The organism is Erysipelatoclostridium sp. An15 (genome assembly GCF_002160675.1).
Classification (GTDB): Bacteria; Bacillota_I; Bacilli_A; order Erysipelotrichales; family Coprobacillaceae; genus Thomasclavelia; species Thomasclavelia merdavium.
Genome location: NZ_NFLA01000004.1, coordinates 1 through 16,605, shown reverse-complemented (window position 1 = coordinate 16,605; position 16,605 = coordinate 1). Strand labels below are relative to the sequence as shown.

The 16,605-nt window shown below is 30.2% G+C and carries 17 protein-coding genes; 13 read left to right on the top strand and 4 right to left on the bottom strand.

Annotated features, from left to right (window positions below):
• Nucleotide 1 precedes the first annotated feature (1 nt).
• Both B5E92_RS02615 and B5E92_RS02610 read left to right on the top strand, forming a co-directional pair.
• On the top strand, nt 2–1,093 hold the full coding sequence (locus tag B5E92_RS02615; RefSeq protein ID WP_204215192.1) for an ABC transporter ATP-binding protein: 1,092 nt from the start codon (nt 2–4) through the stop codon (nt 1,091–1,093).
• A 1-nt stretch (nt 1,094) separates the two neighbouring features.
• Complete coding sequence (locus B5E92_RS02610) at nt 1,095–2,027, top strand: ABC transporter ATP-binding protein (protein ID WP_087298923.1); 933 nt, start codon at nt 1,095–1,097, stop codon at nt 2,025–2,027.
• A 198-nt stretch (nt 2,028–2,225) separates the two neighbouring features.
• On the opposite strand, the gene B5E92_RS02605 is transcribed toward B5E92_RS02610, so the two are convergent.
• Nucleotides 2,226–3,122 carry a diacylglycerol kinase family protein gene (locus B5E92_RS02605; protein ID WP_087298921.1) on the bottom strand — a complete coding sequence of 299 codons (897 nt, stop codon included), beginning with the start codon at nt 3,120–3,122 and terminating at the stop codon, nt 2,226–2,228.
• 4 nt (nt 3,123–3,126) lie between these two features.
• Nucleotides 3,127–4,335 carry a peptidase T gene (pepT, locus tag B5E92_RS02600; RefSeq protein ID WP_087298919.1) on the bottom strand — a complete coding sequence of 403 codons (1,209 nt, stop codon included), beginning with the start codon at nt 4,333–4,335 and terminating at the stop codon, nt 3,127–3,129.
• A gap of 378 nt (nt 4,336–4,713) precedes the next feature.
• On the opposite strand from pepT, the gene B5E92_RS02595 reads away from it, so the two are divergent.
• The 5 genes from B5E92_RS02595 to B5E92_RS02575 all read left to right on the top strand — a co-directional run bounded on the left by B5E92_RS02595 (nt 4,714) and on the right by B5E92_RS02575 (nt 10,399).
• Nucleotides 4,714–6,423, top strand: coding sequence for a peptide ABC transporter substrate-binding protein (locus tag B5E92_RS02595; protein WP_087298917.1), 1,710 nt, complete (start codon nt 4,714–4,716; stop codon nt 6,421–6,423).
• 101 nt (nt 6,424–6,524) lie between these two features.
• Nucleotides 6,525–7,469 carry an ABC transporter permease gene (locus B5E92_RS02590; RefSeq protein ID WP_087298915.1) on the top strand — a complete coding sequence of 315 codons (945 nt, stop codon included), beginning with the start codon at nt 6,525–6,527 and terminating at the stop codon, nt 7,467–7,469.
• Entirely contained in the window at nt 7,469–8,437 is a 969-nt protein-coding gene (locus B5E92_RS02585; protein WP_204215194.1) for an ABC transporter permease, read from the top strand. The genes B5E92_RS02590 and B5E92_RS02585 overlap by 1 nt, the downstream gene beginning before the upstream one ends.
• Nucleotides 8,438–8,441: 4 nt before the next feature.
• Entirely contained in the window at nt 8,442–9,440 is a 999-nt protein-coding gene (locus tag B5E92_RS02580) for an ABC transporter ATP-binding protein (protein WP_087298913.1), read from the top strand.
• Nucleotides 9,440–10,399 carry an ABC transporter ATP-binding protein gene (locus B5E92_RS02575; protein WP_087298911.1) on the top strand — a complete coding sequence of 320 codons (960 nt, stop codon included), beginning with the start codon at nt 9,440–9,442 and terminating at the stop codon, nt 10,397–10,399. The genes B5E92_RS02580 and B5E92_RS02575 overlap by 1 nt, the downstream gene beginning before the upstream one ends.
• 71 nt (nt 10,400–10,470) lie before the next feature.
• Here B5E92_RS02575 and B5E92_RS02570 read toward each other — a convergent pair whose 3' ends face one another.
• The gene (locus B5E92_RS02570) at nt 10,471–11,106 is read right to left on the bottom strand and encodes a hypothetical protein (RefSeq protein ID WP_087298909.1); all 636 of its coding nucleotides are present in this window, start codon (nt 11,104–11,106) and stop codon (nt 10,471–10,473) included.
• Nucleotides 11,107–11,269: 163 nt separating this feature from the next.
• On the opposite strand from B5E92_RS02570, the gene B5E92_RS02565 reads away from it, so the two are divergent.
• Together B5E92_RS02565 and B5E92_RS02560 are read left to right on the top strand one after the other, a co-directional pair.
• Nucleotides 11,270–11,860 carry a viroplasmin family protein gene (locus B5E92_RS02565; protein WP_087298907.1) on the top strand — a complete coding sequence of 197 codons (591 nt, stop codon included), beginning with the start codon at nt 11,270–11,272 and terminating at the stop codon, nt 11,858–11,860.
• Nucleotides 11,853–12,383 carry a thermonuclease family protein gene (locus tag B5E92_RS02560; RefSeq protein ID WP_087298905.1) on the top strand — a complete coding sequence of 177 codons (531 nt, stop codon included), beginning with the start codon at nt 11,853–11,855 and terminating at the stop codon, nt 12,381–12,383. The genes B5E92_RS02565 and B5E92_RS02560 overlap by 8 nt, the downstream gene beginning before the upstream one ends.
• 31 nt (nt 12,384–12,414) lie before the next feature.
• Here the strand turns inward: B5E92_RS02560 and B5E92_RS02555 are convergent, their stop codons facing one another.
• Complete coding sequence (locus B5E92_RS02555) at nt 12,415–12,708, bottom strand: hypothetical protein (protein WP_087298903.1); 294 nt, start codon at nt 12,706–12,708, stop codon at nt 12,415–12,417.
• A 118-nt stretch (nt 12,709–12,826) separates the two neighbouring features.
• Here B5E92_RS02555 and B5E92_RS02550 point away from each other — a divergent pair, with 118 nt between their 5' ends.
• From B5E92_RS02550 to B5E92_RS02535, 4 genes are all read left to right on the top strand, one after another.
• Nucleotides 12,827–13,819, top strand: a complete 993-nt coding sequence (locus B5E92_RS02550; RefSeq protein WP_087298901.1) for a glycosyltransferase family 2 protein — start codon at nt 12,827–12,829, stop codon at nt 13,817–13,819.
• A 317-nt stretch (nt 13,820–14,136) separates the two neighbouring features.
• Nucleotides 14,137–14,679: a serine O-acetyltransferase EpsC gene (gene epsC / locus B5E92_RS02545; RefSeq protein WP_087298899.1), complete on the top strand. Its 543-nt coding sequence runs from the start codon at nt 14,137–14,139 to the stop codon at nt 14,677–14,679.
• Nucleotides 14,651–15,253, top strand: coding sequence for a phosphatase PAP2 family protein (locus B5E92_RS02540; protein ID WP_087298897.1), 603 nt, complete (start codon nt 14,651–14,653; stop codon nt 15,251–15,253). The genes epsC and B5E92_RS02540 overlap by 29 nt, the downstream gene beginning before the upstream one ends.
• Nucleotides 15,254–15,359: 106 nt before the next feature.
• Nucleotides 15,360–16,457: an AI-2E family transporter gene (locus B5E92_RS02535; protein WP_087298895.1), complete on the top strand. Its 1,098-nt coding sequence runs from the start codon at nt 15,360–15,362 to the stop codon at nt 16,455–16,457.
• The last annotated feature ends 148 nt before the right edge of the window (nt 16,458–16,605 follow it).

The window sequence follows — 16,605 nt, the reverse complement described above, 5'->3', positions numbered from 1 at the left end:
GATGGAAGCAAGTAAAAAAAGAGAAAGAATTTTAAAAGTTAGAGATTTGCATATCTCTTTTAAAACAGATTCCGGTAAAGTAAATGCAATTCGTGGTGTGGATCTTGATTTATATAAGGGTGAAACAATAGCTATTGTTGGTGAATCTGGTTCAGGTAAAAGTGTTACTACAAAAGCTATTTTAGGTATTTTAGCAAACAATGGTACTATTGACAGTGGTTCAATTGAATATGTCTGGTATGATGAATATACTGGTGAACGTCAAGAACGTGATATTGTTCAAATGAGCGAGCGAGAAATGCAAAAAGAAATTCGTGGTCGTAAAATTGCCATGGTATTCCAAGATCCAATGACTTCATTGAATCCAACAATGACAATTGGAAAACAAATTATGGAACCAATGATTTATCACTATAAACGTTCTAAAGAAGAAGCGTATGCTAAAGCAATTGAATTATTAGAATTAGTTGGTATCACTGATGCCCAAAAGAGAATGAAAAACTATCCGCATCAATTATCAGGAGGGATGCGTCAAAGAGTTGTTATTGCTATTGCTCTTTCATGTGATCCTTATGTATTGATTTGTGATGAACCAACAACTGCGCTTGATGTTACCATTCAAGCAAAAATCCTAGAATTAATTAAAGAAATCCAAACTAAAAAGGATTTATCAGTAATTTATATTACTCATGACTTAGGTGTTGTTGCAAAAGTAGCGGATTTTGTTAATGTTATGTATGCTGGTAAAATAGTTGAACAAGGAACTATTGATGAAATATTCTATGATCCACGTCATCCATATACATGGGGATTATTATCATCGATGCCAGATCTAGATACAAATGATGATGTTTTATATACAATTCCTGGAACACCACCAAACTTAGCTTATGAAATAGTTGGGGATGCTTTTGCTCCTCGTAATCCATATGCTTTAAATATTGATTTACGATTAGAACCACCGATGTTCGATGTACCTGGTTCAAAAACTCATAAAGTAGCCAGCTGGCTAATGCATGAAAAAGCACCAAAGGTAGAAATGCCAGAATCATTGAAAAAAAGGTTAGAAAAAATGAAAGTTGAGGGACTGTAAGATGGAAACAAGAGAACCTGTATTAGAAGTTGAAAACTTAAAACAATACTTTCGAATCAATCGTAAATTTACAGTTAAAGCAGTCAACGGTATTTCTTTTAAAATTTATCCAGGGGAAACATATGGTTTAGTAGGCGAATCTGGTTCTGGAAAATCAACTACAGGTCGGAGTATTATTAGATTATATAAGCCAACTGATGGTAAAGTACTATTTAAAGGTAAAGATATTTCTGGTAAGATGTCTAAAAATGATTTGAGATTATTAAGAACTAAGATGCAGATGATTTTTCAAGATCCAATGGCTTGTTTAAATCCTCGTAAAAAGGTTTTAGATATAATTGCTGAAGGTTTAGATATCCACCACTTGTATAAAACTACTGAAGAAAGAAATCAAAAAGTATATGAAATTTTGGAACTGGTTGGGTTATCTAAAGAACATGCTAGTCGTTATCCGCATCAATTTTCTGGTGGACAACGGCAAAGAATCGGGATTGCTCGAGCATTAATTATGGATCCTGATTTAGTTATTGCTGATGAAGCTATCTCTGCTTTAGATGTTTCAATTCAAGCTCAAGTGGTAAACTTGATGAAGAAAATTCAAAAAGAAACTAATACTGCTTATTTATTCATCGCTCATGATTTGAGTATGGTTAAATATATTTCGGATCATATTGGTGTTTTACATTTAGGGCACTTAGTAGAAACAGGAACTACTGATGAAATTTTCAATAATCCGATTCATCCATATACTAAATCATTATTAAGTGCAATTCCTATTCCTAATCCAAGGGTAGAAAAAACACGTACTTCAATCAGTTATGATTATGATAATAATGATATTGATTATGAAAAAGGAACTGAACATTTAGTTGAAGGAACTCATATGGTTTTAGCAACTGATGAAGAATTTGAAGAATGGACAAAACGGGTTTAGTTATTAGAATGCCTCGATCAAATTAAAAGATTAAATAATCAAAATTGTATTCCTACTAGTTTACTAGTAGGAATATTTTTTTATTTAGTAATTATATTGATTGCTCATTTTTCCAAATAAAAATCTCCTAGTAAATAGTATTTGCTTTTACTTTTTTCTAGGAGATTATCAAATTAAACTTAAGTTATACAATAAAGATTAAGGAATTAAGATATTAAGAGCTTGAGGAACAACTTCGATAGTAACTGGCAATGGTGAACCTTCTTCACCATCAATATCAATTACTAACTCTTGTTTAGTACTGATAGTAATTTTTTTGGCTTGAGTATAAAAAATAAACGGACTTTTAGCGTGTTTATGCAACAAATAATCTTTAGATAAAGCCATTAAATCAGTAACTGAACATTTTTTTATAATAATTAAATCCAATAAACCATCTTGAACATCGGCATAAGGAATAATACGATCAAAGCCACCCACGCGATTAGTATTACTAACCATAAACATTTTTGCTTCAAACTCTTTAGTTTCGTAATTGTCAATAACGACTTTTAAATCAATATTAGTGTTTAACTGACTTGGTAAATTAGCAATTCCATTAATGTAATATGCTAACGGACCTAATCTTTTTTTATCTGCTTTGCTAACGGTAAAAGAAACATCGCTAAACATTCCCCCTGCAGCAACATTCATAAAATAACGATCATTAATTTTACCAACATCTAAGCATAATGTTTTAAATTGTTTGATCATGGCACATACTTTATCAACCTGATTAGGAAGATTTAAGTAATTAGCAAAATCATTTACTGTTCCAGCTGCCAAAATACAAAGTGGAATTTTCTTGTTGGTGCTTACCATACCGCTAACAACTTCGTTAATGGTGCCATCACCACCGACAACAATGATAAAATCATAATTTTTTTCATCGACATTTAATACATGATTGTAAGCATCATCTTTTTTCTGGGTATAAAAGACATCAATGTGATTTACTAATTGTTGTAAAATCAGTTGACCGGTAAGTTTATCTAGTGAATTTTGAATTGTTCTTTGACCAGAAGAAGGATTAATAATTAATAAACAACGTTTCATTTAGTTATTCTTTTATTAATTCTTTTAAAACTTCTACTGCTTGTTTCATCATTGTCAAGGAAACAAATTCAAAAGGACCATGGAAATTAGCACCACCAGTTCCGATATTAGGACAAGGTAGTCCCATAAAAGTTAAACGAGCTCCATCAGTACCACCACGAATTGGAGTTGCCTGGGCCTTGATGCCTACTTTAGTCATTGCTTGATTTAAATTATCAATAATATAATAATTATCTTTAATTATCTTTGCCATATTAAGATATGATTCCTGAATATCTAATTTTACTAATTCATAACCATATTTTTCATCAAGATATGTTTTGATTCGTTTAAAATCAGCAATTTGTTTTTGAGCAATATCGTAGTCGTGGTTACGGATGATATATTCCATTGTTGCTTTTTGGCAACCACCTTCTAAATGATGAAGATGATTAAAACCATCGTAATTATCAGTGTAATATGGTTTCATTTGTTCTGGTAACATATTTTCAAATTCAATTGCAACATTAATGGCACTAACCATTTTATTTTTAGCATCACCAGGATGAATTGATTTTCCAGTAATTTCTACCTTTGCGCTATAAGCATTGAAGTTTTCATAATTATATTCTTCAATATCACCACCATCTAAAGTATAAGCATATTGAGCGTTAAATTTTTTAACATCAAAGTTATCAGGTCCCCGACCAACTTCTTCATCAGGCGTAAAAGCTATTTTTATATCATTATGTTTAACTTCAGGATGTTCGTATAAATAATTAGCTAAATCCATAATGATTGCAACACCAGCTTTATCATCAGCACCTAATAATGTCGTACCATCAGTAGTGATTAAATCATGACCAATCATTTTATTTAAAATATTAAATTTATCAGGATCTAGTGTTAATCCTAATTCTTTGTTAATAGTAATGATTGAACCATCATAATTAGTTATTTTTTGTGGTTTTATGTTTGTACCACTAGCATCAGGTGAGGTATCCATGTGGGCGATAAAACCAATGACATCACCTTGACCACCATTGCCTTTAATAGTTCCATAAACGATTCCATACTCATCTAAATGGGCATCACTAATACCAATTTCCAACATTTCTTTAACTAGTTCTTTTCCTAGTTCTAATTGTTTTAAAGTTGATGGGGTAGTATTTGAGTATTCATCTGATTGTGTATCAAAACTTACATATTTTAAAAATCTTTCTTCAATATTCATTTTTAGTACTTCTCCCTTATTTGATATTTAATAATAATTATACTCATAAATTGATTTTTTAACAATGTTTAGATTTTTTTTATATATAAATTTGATGAGAAGTGGTAGTTTTAAAAGAAAAGTTAATTTTTTTTAAAATATTATTTTAAGTTGTATTCTGATATTGTTGTATACAAATAAGTGGAAATAAATGATTATTTTAGGATTTTAATAAAATATGTGGAATAAAATTGTGTTTTATAGTAAAGGTTATGTAAAATTCAAGTAATTTTTGTGGGATATTGTCGCAATTAAAGGTTGACAAGAAAAAAATTTTTTATTACACTAGAAAAAGGCAATATCATATTTGATTGCTTAAAAAAAGGAAGGGGAATAGATATGAAACTAAAAAAACTAGTTGCCTTAGCATTAACAGCAACTATGTTGGTTGGTTGCGGTGGCGGATCTGGTTCTAGCGATGAAAATGCTATTAGTATCGATTTGACACAAGAACCACCACAAATGAATTCGATTCTGACTTCAAGTACAGGATCAGGAAACGTATTAAGACATTGTATGGAAGGTTTGGTTTCATTAGATGAAAATAATGAACCTGTTCCAGGAATGGCTGAAAGCTGGGACGTAAGTGCAGATTACAGAACTGTAACTTTCCATTTAAGAAAAGGAGCTAAATGGTCTTCTGGTGAAGAAGTAACTGCAAAAGACTTCGTATTTGCCTTAGATCAATTATTTACTACTTCTAATGCAGCACCTTATTCTGGTAGTTGGGCACCTAGAATCGTAGGAGCTGAAGATTATATGGCAGCAACTGAAAAACTTGCTGAAGCTGAATCTGCATTATCTAAAGCTAAAAAAGATAAAGGAGATACATCATCAGCAGAAGCAGCTGTAGCAGCAGCAGAAGCAGAAGTTGCAAGAGTACACGAATCAATCGGTTATAAAGCTGTAGATGATTATACTTTAACATTTAATTTAACTGGACCTTATGAATATTTTGTTGCTTTAACAGCATTCTATAATTTCTTACCTGTTAATGAAGAAGAATTCAACAAATTAGGTGGAGTTGAATCATATGCTACTGAAGCAGATAAAATGGTTTATAACGGACCATTCGTTATTACAGATTGGACTCATGAAGATTCAATCGTTCTTGAAAAGAATCCAGATTACTGGGATGCTGATTCTATTAAATTAGATAAAATCACATTCAGAATGATCAAAGATTCAAATACTCGTTTAAATGAATATCAAGCAGGTTCAATCGATGTTATTGAATTAACTGGAGATCAAGTACAAGATTTACAAAAAGAAGATCAATATAAAGACTTAATTAAAGAATTTGATGATGGTTCAAACTTCTATTTACAATATAATGTAACTAGACCTGGTTTAAACAATGCTAATATTCGTAAAGCAATCACTTATGCAGTAGATGCTCAACAATTTATTGATAGTATTGTTAAAAATGGTTCAACTGTAGCAAACTCATTTACACCACCTGCAATTAATAATGGTGAATTTACAGCTTCAGTTGGAGATGTTTATCATCGTGATAGTGTTGATCCAAAAGCTTTATTAGAACAAGGATTAGCTGAAACTGGATTAAATGTTGATGATTTAAAATTCACAATGATCGCTGATGATACTGATTCAGCTAAAACTTATGCTGCTTTCGTTCAAGAACAAGTTAAATCTAAATTAGGTGTAACTATTGAAGTTAAAGCAGAAACTTATAAAGCACGTATTAATGATATGAACAATCATAACTTTGATATCGTATTCGCTGGATGGGGACCTGATTATAACGACCCAATGACTTTCTTAGATTTATTTGTTACTGGAGCTGGAAATAACTCTGGATTATATAGCAATCCAACTTATGATAGTTTAGTAGAACAAGCAAATGCAGAAGCTGATCAAACTAGACGTAATGAATTAATGGTTCAAATCGAACAAATTCTAGCTCAAGATTGCCCAATCGGTTATGTATATAATAGAAAGAAAAGTTATATTACTTCTGAAAGAGTAAAAGGATTAGTACGTACTGCATTCTCTGATATTGATGCAAGACATGCTAGTGTAAAATAATTAATTGATTAAAGTTTGTGTGCAAAATTGTTTAAGTGGGCTGTATGTATCCATACAGCCCGCATATGTTTATTACTTAAATTTTTAAAGGATGTGAATTTATGGCGAAATATATAGCTAAAAGAATTTTTTACGCACTAATTACAATCTTTGTATTAATTTCCCTAACCTTTTTAATGATGCATTTATTACCGGGTGAACCATTTTTAGGTGATAAAGCGATGTCTGAAGCCACAAAGCAAGCAATGCGTGTAAAATATGGCTTAGATCAGCCGGTACTAACGCAATATATTAACTATATTGGTAGTGTATTACATGGTGATTTAGGAACTTCTATTACTTCAAATCGCCCTGTATCTACAATTATTATGGAATCATTCCCAATTTCATTTGATTTAGGTGTTCGTGCTATTATTTTAGCAGTTGTATTTGGAATTGGTTTGGGATCATTAGCTGCGATCAAACGTGGTCGAAAAGCTGATACATTTGCTATGTTAGTTGCAGTTATTGGTGTTTCTGTACCAAGTTTCATTATTGCTGCCTTATTGCAATTCTTTATTGCTTTAAAATTAGGTCAATCTTTAGGAACGTACATATTTCCAGTCAGTGGCTGGACAACGTTTGCTTCTAAGATTTTACCGCCAATTGCCTTATCATTTGGTTCAATGGCAACCATTTCTCGATTAATGCGTACAAGTATGTTAGATGTTTTAAGTTCGGATTATATTAAAACAGCTAAAGCAAAAGGATTATCACAAAAATTAATTGTTTGGCGTCATGCTATTCGTAATGCTGTTATGCCAGTTATCACTGTATTAGGTCCAATTACTGCTAGTGTACTTACTGGGGCTTTTGTTGTTGAAAAAGTCTTTGTAATTCCTGGCTTAGGACAGTTCTTTGTTAACTGTGTAACTCAATTAGATTATCCGATGATTTGTGGTAGTACAATTTTCTATGGCGTATTTTTAATTATTGCAACATTAATTGTTGATATCTTATACGGTGTAATCGACCCAAGAATCAAAATTCAAGGAGGTAAGAAATAATGGATATGAAAAAAAATCAAGATTTAATTGATGAAAATATTGCAGCCGATGAATTTGAATGGGTTGGTCAAGATAAAGATGCAATGAATGCAATCTCTCGTGAAAGTATTAGTTTCTGGAAAGATTCATTGAGACGTTTAAAGCAAACAAAATCTGCATTAGTGTTTTTAACTATCTTAATCATTATTACTTTGTGTGCAATTTTTATTCCAATGTTCTATCCAATTGAACAATCAGTTCAACATTATGATTGTATGAATTTAGGGATGTTTTCTTCTTGTAACGAAGGTGGATTTATGCATATCTTTGGTACTGATTCATTAGGTAGAGATATCTTTATTCGTATTTGGGAAGGAGGACGTGTTTCTCTTACAATTGCCTATTCTGCAATCGCTATTGACTGTGTAGTTGGTGTTATCTATGGTGGTATTGCTGGATACTTTGGTGGTATGGTTGATAATGTTATGATGCGTATCGTTGAAATCGTAACTGGTATTCCATATATCTTAGTTGTTATCTTGTTTATGATGGTTATGTCTCCTGGGATTGGAACATTAATTATCGCTTATGCTATTACTGGTTGGGTTAGTATGGCTCGTCTGGTTCGTGGACAAGTTATTCAATTAAAAGAACAAGAATTTGTTGTTGCTTCACAAACCATGGGTGCTTCAACAAAAAGAATTATTTTGAAACATTTAGTACCTAATTTACTTTCTATTATTATTATTCAATTAACATTAGAGATTCCTTCTGCAATCTTTACAGAAGCATTCTTGTCATTTATTGGTTTAGGTGTACCTATTCCAAATTCATCTTGGGGTACTCTTGCAAACGATGGTATTCAAGTATTTAGAAATTACCCAACACAATTGCTTATCCCAGCATTCTTTATTAGTATTACAATGTTAAGTTTCAACTTATTAGGGGATAAATTAAGAGATGCATTTGACCCTAAATTAAGGAGGTAATTAAATGGCTAAAAATGTTTTAAATATAAAAGATTTATATGTATCATTTGATACATATGCAGGTGAAGTCCAAGCAGTGCGTGGGGTTTCTTACCATGTTGATGAAGGAGAAGTTTTAGGAGTAGTAGGTGAATCAGGATGTGGTAAATCAGTAACTGCTCAAACTATTATGAAATTAAATCCAATGCCACCTGCAAAAATCAAATCTGGAGAAATTACTCTAGATGGTATTGATATTATCGCTACATCTGAAGATAAGATGCAAGAAATTCGTGGTAAGGAAGTTAGTATGATTTTCCAAGACCCAATGACATGTTTGAATCCAACAATGAAAGTTGGTCGTCAAATTACCGAAGCAATTAAGCATCACCAAAAATTATCTAAAGAAGAAGCTGAAAAAAGATCAATTGAAATGTTGAAATTAGTGCAAATTCCAAACCCAGAAGAAAGAGCACAACAATATCCTCATGAGTTTTCAGGAGGAATGAGACAAAGAGCGATGATCGCGATGGCTTTATCTTGTAATCCAAAATTATTGATTGCCGATGAACCAACAACAGCGTTAGACGTTACAATCCAAGCGCAAATTATTGATTTATTAGGTGATATTCGTAAAAAAACTGGTACAGCAATTATTTTGATTACTCATGACTTAGGAGTTGTAGCTTCATTAGTTGATCGTGTTGCTGTTATGTATGCTGGTAAAATCGTTGAGACTGCAAAAGTAAATGATATCTTTAAAAATGCAGCTCATCCATATACAAAAGCACTTTTAAGTAGTTTACCTTCTCATGATACTTCAAAAGAAGATAAATTAACATCTATTCCAGGAACACCACCTGATTTGATCAAACCTCCAGTTGGTTGTGGTTTTGCAAGCAGATGTGAAAAATGTATGAAAATTTGTAAAGCAAAACAACCACCTGTATTTGATTTAGGTGATGGTCACAGTGCATCTTGCTGGTTATTACATAAAGATTGCCCTCAAGGAGGTAATAAATAATGGCAGATAATATTTTAGTTAAAGTAGATAATGTTTCTAAACATTTCCATACTGCTGGTGGAGTAGTAAAAGCTGTTAATAATGTTTCTTTTGAAATCGCTAAAGGTGAAACAGTAGGTTTAGTAGGTGAATCAGGATGTGGTAAGTCAACTTTAGGACGTACTCTTATGGGAATCTATCAACCAACTGAAGGTAAAATTTATTTTAATACCGAAGAAATTAATATTAAAAAAGCTAAAGATCGTTATAAATACGCTAAAAAAGCTCAAATGATCTTTCAAGATCCATATGCTTCATTAAATCCACGTATGACAGTAGGAAGTATTATTTCTGAAGGTATGGAAATTCACAACATGTATACTCCAGAAAAGAGAAAAGAACGTGTTGGTGAATTATTAGACTTAGTTGGGTTAAATAAAGAATATGCTAACCGTTTCCCACATGAATTCTCAGGTGGACAACGTCAAAGAATTGGAATTGCTCGTGCTCTTGCAATTGAACCAGAGTTTTTAATCTGTGATGAACCAATTTCAGCATTAGATGTTTCAATTCAATCACAAATCATTAACTTGTTAATTGATTTACAAAAAAGATTAGGATTAACATATTTATTTATTGCCCACGATTTGGACATTGTGAGATATATTTCTGATCGTATTGTTGTAATGTATCTTGGACATGTTGTGGAAATTGGTGAAAGTGATGAAGTTTATTCAAATGCATTACACCCATATTCACAAGCATTATTATCAGCAGTACCTATTCCAGATCCAGAATTAGAACGTGAAAAGAAAAGAATTATCCTTGAAGGTGATATTCCAAGTCCAATTAATTTACCTAAAGGATGTCCTTTTGCAGGTCGTTGTCATTATGCAAAACCTGAATGTAGTGAATCTATGCCTGAATTAAAAGAAGTTTCTGCTGGTCATTTTGTGGCTTGTCATAACATAAATAAATAAGATATTGTTTTTAAATAAGCAATATCTTTTTTTTTGCAAATAAAAAAGCAGCGAACTGCTTTTAATGATTATTATTTACTATTTTTTAATAAATGATTAAATAGTTGTTTAGAGTTTTTGTATTTTGGTGAGATTATCATATTTAACTTACCATCTAAAAATTTATTACTTTCATGATCTTTTTCACGAATATCTAAACAGACTAATTGTTTTTTTTGCTTTAATAAAGTTGCTTTTTTAATGATACGGACATTAACTCCTTCAAGATAACGATTACTATTTAATACTTTTTCATAAGCCTGTTTTTCATTTAAAAAGTCACCAAGATATTCATTTTCATCAAAATACCGTTTTAACATCGGACCAGCAATTGGTTCTTGATTTTCATTGTAGACAAGATAAAAGTTACCATTAGTATCTTCAACAAATACAAATAAATAAGCTAGAAAATCATATTTATTACGATTTAAAATAAAATATGTTATTGCTATAACAAATAAAAAAGCAATCAAATAACTAACTATATATGGAAATGGAGCAAATAACATCAATAAAGTAAGTAAAATAATTGTTAAAGCGACGATAATAATTATATGAGGAATTTTAATACCAGACATAATATTTGGCTCATCATATAGCCTTAAATCATAAGTGTAAATTTCTTCTATTTCAACAGGTGATTTTTCTAAATAATATAATGATTTCATATAATACTCCCTTTACTATTTTTATATAAAGTATATACTTTTAGTCTATTTTTCGCAACTAACATTTTAATATCTTTCGAAGTTTAATTTAGTTTATATTCTATTTAATTTAGTGTATAATGATGTCCTGTACTTGGATTGTAAAATAAAAGGAGTGAATTAGATGGCAAAATATTATGCAGTAAAAAAAGGACACAAACCTGGTATTTATACTAGCTGGGATGAGTGTAAAAAACAGGTAGAAAAGTTTAGTGGAGCTGTTTATAAGTCTTTTACATCATTAGAGGATGCTAAAAACTTTATCAAATTAGAGGAAGAAAAAATAGTTGATTATGGCTTGATTGCTTATGTTGATGGTAGCTATAATATTAAAACTAAAGAATATGGATTCGGCTGTATTTTAATTGAAGGGCAAAAAGTCATTAAGGAATTATCAGGAAAAGGAGATAAAGAAGCTTTAGTATCAATGCGTAATGTTGCCGGTGAAATTTTAGGTAGTTTAGCTGCGATGAAATTTGCTTTAGAAAATGGCTATCCAGGAGTTTGTATATATTATGATTATGAAGGAATCGAAAAATGGGCTAATGGACTTTGGCGTGCTAATAAGATTGGAACACAGAATTATCAAAAACTAGTCAATGAATATCGAAAAAAAATCAATATTTCATTTATAAAGGTATTAGCTCATAGTGGTGACTTTTTTAATGAACGTGCTGATAAATTAGCTAAAAAGGCGGTGGGAATCAATGGCTAAAAAAATTAAGTTGACTAAAAGAAAAAAACGCTATTTAGCTAAAAGCTGGTTAGGGCTATTAGTTTTAGCAATTATTGCGGGTTATAATTTTTATCAAGATCATAAAACAATTAAGCCTGGAGAACGCTTCGAAGTTACTTTAAATGAATGTATTGATGGTGATACAGCCTGGTTTGATGTTGATGGCAAAAATACTAAGGTTCGTTTTTTATACATCGATACCCCTGAATCTACTAATCAGATTGAAGCTTATGGAAAAGAGGCGAGTGAATATACTAAAAATGAATTAACTACTGCTAAAACTATTGAGTTAGAATTAAACAATGATGGTGATCAAACTGATAAGTATAATCGATTATTGGCATGGGTTTTTGTTGATGGTGAATTATTACAAGAAAAACTAGCTCGTGAAGGTTTAGTGGAAAAATTTTATGACTACGGTTATGATTATACATATAAACAAAAAATAATTGCTGCTGATAATCAGGCTAAAGAGGAACATTTAGGAATTTATAATAAATAAAAAGAACTGAAATAATTAACAGTTCTTTTTATTATTTTTTATTTTTCTTTTTTGCTCTTCTATTGCAAAAATAGGCAATACCAATAGTAATTACAGCAACAATTGGTAAGATCCAAAGGAAATTTGAATTAATATAACGATAATCTCCTGACCAGATTGAAGTCCATTCACCAATCTTTTTAATTAAAATGGCAATTGCATAAGAAGTTGTAACTACTTGTACTGCTCCAACAATAAACTTAATTATTTTTGGGAATACTTCTGCAAATAGAATTAGTGAGATAATACATACTGCACTAATAAAACAGTTTATTACAAAATACATAGCGATTCTCCTTTTATAAGTACCTAAATAAAATACCATAAAATGATAAGAAATGCAATATCAACTACATATTATCAAATAAATATGCTAAGATATAATCATTAGGGGGTTATTAATCGTGAAACTATTAACAATTTGTATTCCTTGTTATAATGCAATAAATTATATGCATAAAGCATTAGGATCTTGTTTATTATTAAAAAATGAATTAGAGGTCATTGTTATTGACAAAAATTCAACTGATGATACATATCTAGCAGCATTAGAGTACCAAAGAGACTATCCAGATACATTTAAAGTAATTAAAAATACAAATAATGAAGATGATATAAAATTAGCTTACCAGCATGCTACTGGTTTATATTTTAAATTATTGAATAGTTATGACTGGCTTGATCGCGCCTCATTAGTTAGAGTTATTGAAACTATCAATGATGTTATCCGAGTTCAAGCTAATTTAGATGTAATTGTGACGGATTATTGTTATCATTATGGCAAGAAACCACAAAAAGTTAATTACCATAAATTATTGCCAACAGATAAGATATTTGGCTGGCATGAAATTAAACGTTTTAAAAAGAATCAATATTTATTAAGTCCAGCTTTAATTTTAAAAACACAAATAGTAAAAAACATTATTGATCATTTTTCAATGGACACTAGTTTCCATATGGAAATGTTAGCTTATGCACCACTTCCATATATTAGATCTTTTTGTTATATCGATATGCCACTATATTGTTTCGGTAGAGATCCTTTTAGATGGGTTAAAAATAATTCTTTAAAAAGTGATGAATTGTTGAAGGTAGCTCGATTATACTATGATTATTTTGATATTTATAGTTTACGTTCACGTAAACAACGTAATTATATGATTAAATATCTGGCGATGGTTAGTTTAGTAGTTTCTATTTTGTTATGTAAAGAAAACAGTGAGGAAAGTATGCAGGCTAGAGAAGACATGTGGAATTATTTAAAATATACTAATGCTCGCTTGTATAATGATTTAAAAGGTACTTTATATGGTAAGTTATCAATTGTTGATGGACAGCTTCCAAATAAGGTTATTAGCAAAGGTTATGAGCTTATCGCTAAGGTTTATGGGCGCTAATTGTATACATATTTATGATTTTACCTTTATAATTTAGGAAATAGCTAAATATAGATAAAAAAATTAGATTTTTTCAATATTTATGTTGACATTTTTTAAATGATAGATATAATCTATATATAAATCAGAAATGGTTTATAGGTAGGGGAAGAAAGATACACACTATAATAGTATCTAATAATCATAGACAGAACTCATGGGGGATGGGCTCTGTTTTATTTTTGCCTAAAAGAAATGTATTTTAAAACATAAATATATACTATATTAGTTGCAATATTTTAAAAATATCAGTATAGTAACTAGAAGGAGTGAAAATTATGAAGAATAAAAGTTTGATAAAAAAGGTTATTGAAACTGATCCAGCTGCTCGATATGCCTTGAATGTAATCATTAATTATCCAGGAGTCCATGCGATGTTTTGTTATCGTATTAATCATTTTCTGTGGACTAAATTGCATTTAAAACTATTAGCTCGCTTATTAAGTCAGGTTGCTAGATTTTTAACAGGAATTGAAATTCATCCAGGAGCAACAATTGGAAAACGGTTATTTATTGATCATGGTATGGGAGTTGTAATTGGTGAAACAACGATTATTGGTGATGATTGTGTTTTATATCAAGGGGTAACTTTAGGTGGAGTAGGTACTGGTGAACATAAAGTAAAGCGTCATCCAACATTATTGAATAATGTTATGGTATCAGCAGGTGCTAAGGTTATTGGTGATGTAACAGTTGGTAATAATTCTATTGTCGGGGCACAGACAGTTGTTTTAAAAGATGTTCCTGATAATTGTACGGTTGTTGGTGTTCCAGCGTTTATAGTTAAAGAAAATGGTATCAAAGTTAAAAAAGAATTATAGACGTTATCTATTTTTAATACCATTAGTTTTATTTATCGCTGATTATTTATTGATCGTTAATGGCTGGATGAAAATAATTGATCAGTTTGTTTTTGAATCATTGCGTTTTTTTGCTAGTGATCAATTAAAAGAAATTTTTAAAATTATCACCAACTTAGGTAGCTTTTGGGGAATTTTAATTGTAATCTTCTTAGTTTTTTTGGTTAATAGAAAAGTAAGTTATATTTGTTTAGGTGCTTCGATAATCCAAACATCTTTAAACAGAGTGATTAAAGCAATTGTTAGACGCCCTAGACCAAATGTAGATGTTTTTATTAGAGAGAGTAATTTTAGTTTTCCTAGTGGACATGCTATGGCTATTACGTGTTTGTATGGTTTATTAATATATTATTTATATAAAAGTGAAATAAGATATCGAAAATTATTAATAGTCATTTGTGTTTTAATAATTGTTTTAGTATCATTAAGCAGAGTATATTTAGGAGTACATTATTTTAGTGATATTATTGGTGGTATTTTGTTATCATCAAGTTTAGTTTTATATATTAGTGATATTCCCTCTTGTCAGGCATAAGGTTATGATAAGAGGTTTTTTATGTTTTAATATCTAGAACAAAATGAAGAAATGTCTAAAAAAATGTGATATAATATTACTACTGATTTAAGGAGAAAGGTTAGCGATGCAAAAATTTAATTTAAAACAATATAGTAGTTTTTTAATACTAGGTATTCTTTTTATAGTTTTATTTAAGGTGTTTGATCCGTCATGGTTTTCAACTATCTTAAATGCTTTTTATCCAGTAATTATTGGAGCTGTACTTGCTTATTTTTTAGATCCAATAGTTAAAATAATTGCACGCTTATTAAATAAAAGTCAAAATAGTTTTTTGATAAAACATCAACGAGTAATCAGTGTTTTAATTGTATTTATTGGGTTAATTTTGTTGTTGATACTATTATTAAACTGGTTGATTCCTACTATGATGGGTTATGTAGTGGAGTTAATTAGTAATATTGATACATATGTTCTAAATTTTGAAAATACGATTAGAAGCACTTTTGAAGATGAAAAAGTAGTTAATTTTATTATAATGGCTGCTGATAAATTTGGTGATTCGATAAAAGTATTATCAACTAATGATTATGTAGAAATGATTGCTTTTGCTGGTAAAACAGGTAGTACGTTATTAACAATATTAATGGGTTTGATTTTTTGTCCATATATTTTAGTAGAAACAAAGAAATTATTAAATATTTTTGATCGCTTGATGTTGTGTTTTATTAGTGAACGAAAACTAGCATTAATTCATGAATATGCTTATAAATCGCATCAGATTTTTGGTAGTTTTGTTTATGGAAAGTTTATTGATTCATTAATTATTGGAATAATTGCTTTAATTGGATTTGGATTAATGGATTTACCGTTCTTTCCATTATTGGCTTTTGTAATTTTCATAACTAATATTATTCCATATTTTGGACCGTTTATCGGGGGAATTCCAGTTACATTTGTTGTATTTTTAATCGATGGTTTAATGACTGGAATTGCAACAGGATTATTCATCTTTGTTTTACAACAATTTGACGGTTTATTACTTGGCCCTTATATATTAGGTGATACGGTTGGTATTTCTCCATTTTGGATTATTACTTCAATAACTGTTTTTGGTAGTTTATTTGGTTTTTTTGGAATGTTTTTGGGAGTACCAATGATTTGTGTAATTAGAATGTTTTTTGATGATTTTGTAGCTTATCGAAAAAAGAAAAAAGCTACTTAACCTTTGCATTAGCAAAGGTTATTTTTGTATAAAAAAAGGGGCTGTAACGACCTATAGAGAAAAAAAGTAGTAAAAAACGCAAAAATGTACGAGGAATCGTACATTTTTTTGGTATAATTGAAATATGAAAACTAATAAATTATACAAG

What these genes read in the sequence shown, in the direction of transcription:
- B5E92_RS02535 (WP_087298895.1), top strand. Translation starts at nt 15,360, where the DNA reads ATGCAAAAATTTAATTTAAAACAATATAGTAGTTTTTTAATACTAGGT.
- B5E92_RS02555 (WP_087298903.1), bottom strand. Translation starts at nt 12,708, where the DNA reads ATGTATTTTGTAATAAACTGTTTTATTAGTGCAGTATGTATTATCTCA.
- B5E92_RS02605 (WP_087298921.1), bottom strand. Translation starts at nt 3,122, where the DNA reads ATGAAACGTTGTTTATTAATTATTAATCCTTCTTCTGGTCAAAGAACA.
- B5E92_RS02570 (WP_087298909.1), bottom strand. Translation starts at nt 11,106, where the DNA reads ATGAAATCATTATATTATTTAGAAAAATCACCTGTTGAAATAGAAGAA.
- B5E92_RS02615 (WP_204215192.1), top strand. Translation starts at nt 2, where the DNA reads ATGGAAGCAAGTAAAAAAAGAGAAAGAATTTTAAAAGTTAGAGATTTG.
- B5E92_RS02610 (WP_087298923.1), top strand. Translation starts at nt 1,095, where the DNA reads ATGGAAACAAGAGAACCTGTATTAGAAGTTGAAAACTTAAAACAATAC.
- B5E92_RS02580 (WP_087298913.1), top strand. Translation starts at nt 8,442, where the DNA reads ATGGCTAAAAATGTTTTAAATATAAAAGATTTATATGTATCATTTGAT.
- pepT (WP_087298919.1), bottom strand. Translation starts at nt 4,335, where the DNA reads ATGAATATTGAAGAAAGATTTTTAAAATATGTAAGTTTTGATACACAA.
- B5E92_RS02590 (WP_087298915.1), top strand. Translation starts at nt 6,525, where the DNA reads ATGGCGAAATATATAGCTAAAAGAATTTTTTACGCACTAATTACAATC.
- epsC (WP_087298899.1), top strand. Translation starts at nt 14,137, where the DNA reads ATGAAGAATAAAAGTTTGATAAAAAAGGTTATTGAAACTGATCCAGCT.
- B5E92_RS02575 (WP_087298911.1), top strand. Translation starts at nt 9,440, where the DNA reads ATGGCAGATAATATTTTAGTTAAAGTAGATAATGTTTCTAAACATTTC.
- B5E92_RS02560 (WP_087298905.1), top strand. Translation starts at nt 11,853, where the DNA reads ATGGCTAAAAAAATTAAGTTGACTAAAAGAAAAAAACGCTATTTAGCT.
- B5E92_RS02595 (WP_087298917.1), top strand. Translation starts at nt 4,714, where the DNA reads ATGAAACTAAAAAAACTAGTTGCCTTAGCATTAACAGCAACTATGTTG.
- B5E92_RS02540 (WP_087298897.1), top strand. Translation starts at nt 14,651, where the DNA reads ATGGTATCAAAGTTAAAAAAGAATTATAGACGTTATCTATTTTTAATA.
- B5E92_RS02565 (WP_087298907.1), top strand. Translation starts at nt 11,270, where the DNA reads ATGGCAAAATATTATGCAGTAAAAAAAGGACACAAACCTGGTATTTAT.
- B5E92_RS02585 (WP_204215194.1), top strand. Translation starts at nt 7,469, where the DNA reads ATGGATATGAAAAAAAATCAAGATTTAATTGATGAAAATATTGCAGCC.